Annotated in this window: 8 protein-coding genes; 1 reads left to right on the top strand and 7 read right to left on the bottom strand. The window is 69.0% G+C overall.

The window, feature by feature from the left end; translation table 11 throughout:
* Positions 1–68 precede the first annotated feature (68 nt).
* From nagZ to rlmD, 5 genes are all read right to left on the bottom strand, one after another.
* A complete protein-coding gene (nagZ, locus tag AC04L7_RS09185) occupies positions 69–1,076 on the bottom strand; it encodes a beta-N-acetylhexosaminidase (RefSeq protein WP_296280160.1) in 1,008 nt (335 codons plus the stop codon).
* Positions 1,077–1,181: 105 nt separating this feature from the next.
* Positions 1,182–2,741 carry a cryptochrome/photolyase family protein gene (locus AC04L7_RS09190; RefSeq protein WP_435997873.1) on the bottom strand — a complete coding sequence of 520 codons (1,560 nt, stop codon included), beginning with the start codon at positions 2,739–2,741 and terminating at the stop codon, positions 1,182–1,184.
* Positions 2,738–2,881 (bottom strand): DUF2256 domain-containing protein, encoded by a 144-nt coding sequence (locus AC04L7_RS09195; protein ID WP_296280158.1) that lies wholly within the window; start codon positions 2,879–2,881, stop codon positions 2,738–2,740. The genes AC04L7_RS09190 and AC04L7_RS09195 overlap by 4 nt, the downstream gene beginning before the upstream one ends.
* A gap of 67 nt (positions 2,882–2,948) precedes the next feature.
* A complete protein-coding gene (locus tag AC04L7_RS09200) occupies positions 2,949–3,443 on the bottom strand; it encodes a CYTH domain-containing protein (protein ID WP_475512872.1) in 495 nt (164 codons plus the stop codon).
* On the bottom strand, positions 3,443–4,786 hold the full coding sequence (gene rlmD, locus AC04L7_RS09205; protein WP_435997868.1) for a 23S rRNA (uracil(1939)-C(5))-methyltransferase RlmD: 1,344 nt from the start codon (positions 4,784–4,786) through the stop codon (positions 3,443–3,445). Before rlmD ends, AC04L7_RS09200 begins: the two co-directional genes overlap by 1 nt.
* 101 nt (positions 4,787–4,887) lie before the next feature.
* Between rlmD and AC04L7_RS09210 the strand changes: the two genes are divergently transcribed.
* The gene (locus AC04L7_RS09210; RefSeq protein ID WP_475512873.1) at positions 4,888–5,580 is read left to right on the top strand and encodes an Hpt domain-containing protein; all 693 of its coding nucleotides are present in this window, start codon (positions 4,888–4,890) and stop codon (positions 5,578–5,580) included.
* A gap of 5 nt (positions 5,581–5,585) precedes the next feature.
* Here the strand turns inward: AC04L7_RS09210 and recO are convergent, their stop codons facing one another.
* Together recO and era are read right to left on the bottom strand one after the other, a co-directional pair.
* Entirely contained in the window at positions 5,586–6,326 is a 741-nt protein-coding gene (recO, locus tag AC04L7_RS09215; RefSeq protein WP_296280154.1) for a DNA repair protein RecO, read from the bottom strand.
* Positions 6,327–6,348: 22 nt separating this feature from the next.
* Positions 6,349–7,284: GTPase Era (era, locus tag AC04L7_RS09220; RefSeq protein WP_475512874.1), on the bottom strand; the 936-nt coding region annotated here is incomplete at its 5' end.

Here is a 7,284-nt window from a genome sequence, read left to right on the forward strand (position 1 = left end):
GTCGACCAACAGGTCGGCGTTGGCCAGCGCGTCGACCAGCTTCGGCCGCGGATTGCCCAGCGTTTCCATCAAGCCACTCCCTTCAGACTGTCGATGACGCGCGATTGCGTCTGGCCGTAGCGGTCATCCGCGATCAGCCCGTCCCATCCCAGCGCACCGCGCCCCAGCACGCCGAGGACGGCGGCGGTGTTCAGCGCGCGGCCTTCCACCGCCTTCAGCGATTCGTCGACCAGCTTCGGCGAGCAGACCAGCACCACGTCGCAGCCGGCATCGAGGTGGTCGTGGATGCGCTGCTTCACGCCACCGGCGGAGAACGCCGCGGCCATGCCGATGTCGTCGGAGAACACCACGCCCCGGAAACCCATCTCTTCGCGCAGCACCTGCTGGATCCAGAACGGCGAATAGCCGGCCGGTTCCGGGGCGACGGCGGGATACTTCACGTGCCCCATCATCACCGCATCGGCCTTGGCCTCGATGCCGGCGACGAAGGGCACGAGGTCCTCGGCCCGCAGCACGTCCAGCGGGCGCGGATCGACGGCATCGTCGAAGTGAGTATCTTCCAGCACCGTGCCGTGGCCCGGGAAATGCTTCAGCGTGGCGGCCATGCCGGCGCTGTGCATGCCGCGCACGTAGGCGCGAGTGAACTCGGCGACGACCTGCGGATCGGCATCGAACGCCCGGTTGCCGATGGCGCGATTGCCGCGCGCCAGGTCCACGACCGGCGCAAAGCTCAGGTCGACGCCGCTGGCGATGATCTCGCTGGCCATCAGCCAGGCGTGTTCCTCCGCCCGCTGCAGGGCGAGCGACGGATCCTGCGCGTAGAGCTTGCCGAAGCCTTCCAGCGCGGGCAGGTCGCTGTAACCCTCGCGGAAGCGCTGCACGCGGCCGCCTTCCTGGTCCACGCAGACCAGTTGCGGACGCGGCGCGGCGGCGCGGATGGCCTGCGACAGTTCCGCCACCTGTGCGCGCGAGGCGAAGTTGCGGGTGAACAGGATGACGCCGGCGACGGCGTCGTGCTGCAGCCAGTCGCGCTCCTGCGCGGTGAGTTCGGTGCCGGCGATGCCGATGACGAGCATTGCGGTGGAAGCCTCATGGGCGGCGCCCGGGGGCGCGGGGCCTGCATTGTCGCAGATGCCCGTGCAGCCGTCAGACCGCGCCGTTCACACGGCGGCCGCGTYGCCTCAGAGCGATGCCAGCGCGCCGCGCACGTGGCGTGCGTGCGCGGACAGTGCTTCACGGGTCACCGTGTCCATCCGCGCCCACTGGCGATAGGGCAACGCCATGCGCGGGTTGCGTTCCAGCGAGGCGCGGTTGCGCTCCAGGAAATCCCAGTACAGCGCATTGAACGGACAGGCACGTGCGCCGGTACGCTGGCTGCGGTCGTACGGGCAACCCCGGCAATAGTCGCTCATGCGATCCAGGTACGCGCTGCCGCTGACGTACGGCTTGCTGGCCAGCAGGCCGCCATCGCCGAACTGGCTCATGCCCAGCGTATTGGGCAGCTCCACCCATTCGAAGGCATCGATGTAGACGCCCAGGTACCAGCGGTGCAACGCCTGCGGGTCCAGCCCTGCCAGCAGCGAGAAATTGCCGATCACCATCAATCGCTGGATATGGTGCGCATGCGCCTGCGACAGCGACTGGCCCACGGCCTCGGCCAGGCATCGCATGCGCACGCGCCCGGTCCAGAACCAGTTCGGCAGTGGCGTGTCGTGGCCGAAGTGGTTCATTGCCGCATAGTCCGGCATCTTGGCCCAGTAGACGCCGCGCACGTACTCGCGCCATCCCAGTATCTGGCGGATGAAGCCCTCGACGGACGCCAGCGGTGCGTGCCCCTCGCGCCAGGCCTCTTCCGCACGCGCGATCACCTCGGCCGGTCGCAGCATCTTGGTATTCAGCGCAAAGGACAGCAGCGAATGGAACAGCCGCGGCGCCCGCGTGCTCATGGCATCCTGGTACTGGCCGAACCACGGCAGCGCGTGGACGACGAATGCCTCCAGGTCGGCCAGCGCCTCGTCGCGATCGAGGGGCCACCTCAACGCACGGGCCTGCGGCTCGCCGAAGCTGGCGATGCCGGCCGCCTCGATGGTCGCCCACAGCCCGCGATGGTCGTGCGGCCGGCGCCAGTCCGCGGGTTCGGCAGGCGTGCCCGGCCAGGCCGCGCGGTTGTCGTGGTCGAAATTCCAGCGTCCTCCGGCGGGCGTGCCGTCGGGCTCCAGCAGCACGTGATGCTGTCGCCGCATGGCGCGATAGAAGGTCTCCATGCGCCACTGCCGTCGCGCTCCGAACTGCCGGGCGGCCTGGTCGCGGGCGGCCAGGAAGTGGACATCGGGTGCGCGTTCGACGGCCAGATCGAGCGACGCCGTCCACGCCAGGAGCTGGGCATCGAGACGCCACTCGTCCGCAGGCTGATAGGCGAAGGTGCTGGCACCATGGCGCGCGAGCAGCGCATCCAGGTTGCGGGTCAGGTGCTGGTGATTGCCGGGATCGTCGATCGCCACGTAGTGCACGCGGTGGCCAGCGGCGCGCAGGCGCGCGGCGAATGCGCGCATGGCGGCGAAGATCGCAAGGATCTTCTGCGCGTGATGCAGCACGTAGTCAGTTTCCTGCCGGATCTCCATCAGCACATGGACCACGCCCGGATCGAGGCGGGAAAACCAGAAGTGCTGCGGATCCAACTGGTCGCCGAGCACCAGCCTCAGCGTATGGGCCGGCGACGTGTCCTGCCCGGGCGGCATCATGCACGCGCCTTGCGCTGTCGCCGGCAGCGCTCAGAACAGTGGGCGACTTCGTCCCAGATTTCGCGCCACTTGCGCCGCCAGGTGAAGGGACGACCGCACGTGCGGCAGGGCTTGCTGGGCAGGTCGGATTTGCGGCGCATGGTCGGGACGGTGGCGTGTCACCGCTCGTACGTGGGCGCGCCACCGATGGATGCGGCAACGGCGGACTCACTCGCGCGGCCAGCGCCCATACGGGTGGCTGGCCAGCGCGAGGTTGTAATAGCGCGGATCGTCGGTGACCTCGGCGCCCAGCCAGCCGGGCCGCTCGAACGCCTCGTCGGCGTGGCCCAGCTCGATCTCCGCCACCACCAGGCCGGCGTTGTCGCCGAGGAATTCATCCACTTCCCAGAGATGTCCGGCATGCCGCACCAGGTGTCGATGCTTCTCGATCCGTCCGCCCACGCACAATGCGAGCAGCGCACGGGCATCTTCCACCGGAATGGCGTAATCGAACTCCTGCCGGGTTGGACCGAGTTCGCGCGACTTGAGGTTGAGGTAGGCTCCACCGCCCTGGATGCGCACCCGCACCGACGCCTTCTGTTCGCCGCGTTCGATCGCGCCGCTGTCGTTGARATAGCCCTGCGCCATCGGCACGACGTCATGCGCGGCCTCGCGCCAGGCATCGCTCGCGACCAGGAACTTGCGCTCGATCTCGATGCCCATCAGCGCCGCTCGAACAAGGCGATCGACTCGACGTGCGCCGTGTGGGGGAACATGTCCATGGCACCCGCCGACACCAGCGCATAACCCTGCTCGTTGACCAGGTAGCCGGCATCGCGCGCCAGCGAGCCCGGATGGCAGCTGACGTACACGATACGGTCGAACTGCTTCAGCGGCAGCTGCTGCAGCACCTCGATGGCGCCGGAACGCGGCGGGTCCAGCAGCAGCTTGTCGAAACCCTGCCGCATCCAGGCCGTGCCGCGCTGGTCCTGGGTCAGGTCGGCGGCATGGAACTGCGCATTCGCCAGGCCATTGCGCTGTGCATTCTCGCGCGCACGCGCCACCAGCCCGGCATCGCCTTCGACGCCGACCGCTTCGCCCACCCGGCGCGCCATCGGTAGCGTGAAGTTGCCGAGGCCGCAGAACAGGTCCAGCACGCGGTCCTGCGGCTGCGGATCGAGCAGGTCGAACGTGCGCGCGATCATCTTCTCGTTGAGCGCCGCGTTGACCTGGATGAAGTCCAGCGGACGGAATGCCAGCGACACGTCCCACGGCGCCAGCGCGAACGCCAGCTGCGGCGCCTCGGGCCACAGCGCATGCACGCTCTCCAGCCCGCCAGGCTGCAGGAAAATAGCGAAGCGGTGCGCGCGTGCGAAGGCGACGAGTTTCTCGCGGTCACCGTCGCTCAAGGGCTGCAGGTGGCGGAACACGAGGGCGACGCCACTGGCGCCTTCGCTGGCATCGCCGGCGATGAACTCGATCTGCGGGATGTGTTCGCGCGCGTCCAGGCTTTCGACCAGCGTGGCGAGATCGGCGACCTTGCCCCCGATCTCGGGAATGACGGTGTGGCATTCGCGCAGGTCGGCGACAAAGCGGGGATCCTGTTCGCGAAAACCGACCAGCGTCTTGTCCTTCTTGTTGACCCGGCGTACCGAGAACCGCCCCTTGCGCCGGTAACCCCAGCTGGCGCCGGTCAGGGGCGGCAGCACGGTCTTCGGTGCCACGTGCCCGATGCGTTCCAGGTTCTCCAGCAGCACGCGCTGCTTGGCTTCGATCTGGCGCGCTTCATCCAGGTGCTGCAATACGCAGCCGCCGCACGTGCCGAAGTGCGGGCAGCGCGGCGTCACGCGGTCGGGCGAGGCGTCGAGCACCTGGAGCGCCTTCGCCTCGTCGAAATGGCGGTTCTTGGCGGTCTGCTCGGCCATCACGCGCTCGCCGGGCAGGGCGCCCGACACGAAGACGGCCTTCCCCTCGCGACGGGCGACACCGCGGCCGTCGTGGGTCAGGTCGGTGATGAGAGCTTCGAAAGGGGTCTTGTCGATGCGGGGGGAGCGGGGTCGTGCCACGTGGCGTCAGGCTGCGTGTGTTTGGCGGGGCCGCATTGTCGCATGGCCACCGGCAGCGTCCGCCGACGCTAAGATGGGCCAGTCCCGCAGGAAGCCCGACCATGCCCGCCCTCCCCGGCACGATGCCGTCGATACTGCTGGTGGAAGACGATCCCGTCAGCGCCCTCTTCCTGTCGGCGGYACTCGAAGCGCTGCCCGCCCACGTGCGCGTCGCCGGCAGCTGCGCGGAGGCGCTGGCCTTCGAAGACGCGTTCCATGTCTGGCTCATCGATGCCAACCTGCCGGACGGTACCGGCACGGTATTGCTGCAGCACCTGCGCATGCGCGACGCGTCCGCGGTCGCGCTGTCGCATACGGCCGATACGACGCCCGCCATGCGCGACCGGTTGCTTCAGGCAGGCTTCGCCGATGTCCTGACGAAGCCGTTGGCCGCGCAGGCGCTGCGGGACGCCGTTCGCGCTGCGCTGGATCCGCGAGGAGGCGCTGCATCGCCGGACTGGGACGATACCGCGGCGCTCGGCGCGCTCGGTGGCAGCCATGCCCATGTGGCCCTGCTGAGGCAGCTGTTCCTGTCCGAACTGCCCGCCACCCGGTCGTCCTGCCTGGATGCCTTCGGACGTGGCGACCGCGCCGCGTTGTGCGCGCACTTGCACAGGCTGCAGGCCAGTTGCGGCTTCGCCGGCGCCACGGCGCTGTCGGGCGTCGCATCGCGCTGGCATGCGGCCCCCGGCGACGAAGGCCTGCGCGACGCGTTCGTCGCCGCCACCGATCGCCTGTTGGCGACCGGGTCCTGACGGCGTCAGTCGCTCGTGCGCTCGGCGCGCTTCAGCCGCCCCAGATCGCCGATCATCTCCCACGACTTCAGCCCGCGCGGCCCCAGGTGGTGCGCCAGTACCGATCGCATCGGCAGCCGCAGGCTGGCCAGGTCGTCGGGGGGCGGCGCGACATCATCGGCCAGCGCCAGCAACGCCCGACCGGTGGCCGTCTGGCTTCGCTCGTGGTGCCCGCGATCGCTGTGCAGGCGGCGCGGGCCATGCTCCGGATCAAGCCGGTAGCGTGCGGCGGGGTCGACCGGTTCGCCATCGCCATCGCAATCCAGGGCGAAGCCGAAGCCCAGCGCTTCGATCAGGTCGCGCTCGAAGCGCCGCAGCGACCACGCCAGCCCGTCGCGCTGGCGCAACTGCTCGCGCGTGCGGGCGTAGGCGTCGAACAGGTCGGGCAAGGGATCATGGCGAGGCGCGAGGCGCAGCACCACTTCATTGAGGTAGAACGCGGCCAGCATCGCGTCTCCGGCAGGCTGCGGGGCGGCATCGAGCGCTTCCGCACTGACCAGCCGGGCCAGTTCGCCACGCTGATCGCCCTCCAGACGGATCAATTGCAGGGGCTGCAGTGCCGCGCGCACCACGTGCTTCTTCGGGCCCTGTACTCCACGAGCGATCAGGCCCAGGCGCCCGTGGTCGCGACCGAAGACCTCGACCAGCAGGCTGGTTTCGCGCCAGGGACGCGCGTGCAGGACGAAGGCGGTGTCGCTCAGGCGCATGGAGCCGGGTGTCGCCGGAGGTTCACTCGTACCCGAAGGCCTTCAGCGCGGTCTCGTCGTCGGACCAGCCTTCGCGCACGCGTACCCAGGTTTCCAGGAAAACCTTGCGGCCGAACAGGTGCTCCATCTGCTGGCGCGCCTTGCTGCCGATGTCCTTCAGGCGCGCCCCACCCTTGCCGATCACGATGGCCTTCTGGCTTTCGCGTTCCACCCAGATCACCGCGCCGATGCGCGCCAGGTCGCCCTTCGGCGACGCCTCGGTGGTGAAATTCTCGATCTCGACGGTGGTGGCATACGGCAGCTCGGCGCCGAGCTGGCGCATCAGCTGCTCGCGTACGAGTTCGGCGGCGAGGAAGCGTTCGCTGCGGTCGGTGATCTCGTCCTCGCCGAACATCGGCGGCTGCTCCGGCAGCAGTGCCAGCACGTCCTTCACCAAGGCGTCCAGGCCATTCCGCTTCAACGCCGACACCGGATGCAGCGCCGCGAATTCGCGGCCCTGCCCGACCTCGGCGAGGAACGGCAGCAGCGCCGCCTTCTCCTTGATCCGGTCGACCTTGTTGACCACCAGCACCACAGGAATGCCGGCGTCGCGCAGGACGTTGTAGGCCMGCGTATCTTCCTCGTCCCAGCGGCCGGCCTCGACCACCATCAGGGCGGCATCGACCTCTTCCAGCGCACCGCGCGCGGCGCGGTTCATCACCCGGCTCATCGCCGACGCCGAGAACTTGCCCTGCTGCCTGTGCAGGCCGGGCGTATCYAGCAGCACGATCTGGCCGGCGGGACGGTCCTTGCCCGCAGCGAAGGTCGCGATGCCCAGCAGGCGGTGCCGCGTTGTCTGCGGCCGGTTGGACGTGATGCTGACCTTGGCGCCCACCAGCGCATTCGTCAGGGTGGACTTGCCCACGTTGGGGCGACCGATGACGGCGACGCTGCCGCTGCGGTAAGAGGAGGATTTACT

The sequence above is a fragment of the Pseudoxanthomonas sp. LjRoot204_2 genome (assembly GCF_056175765.1).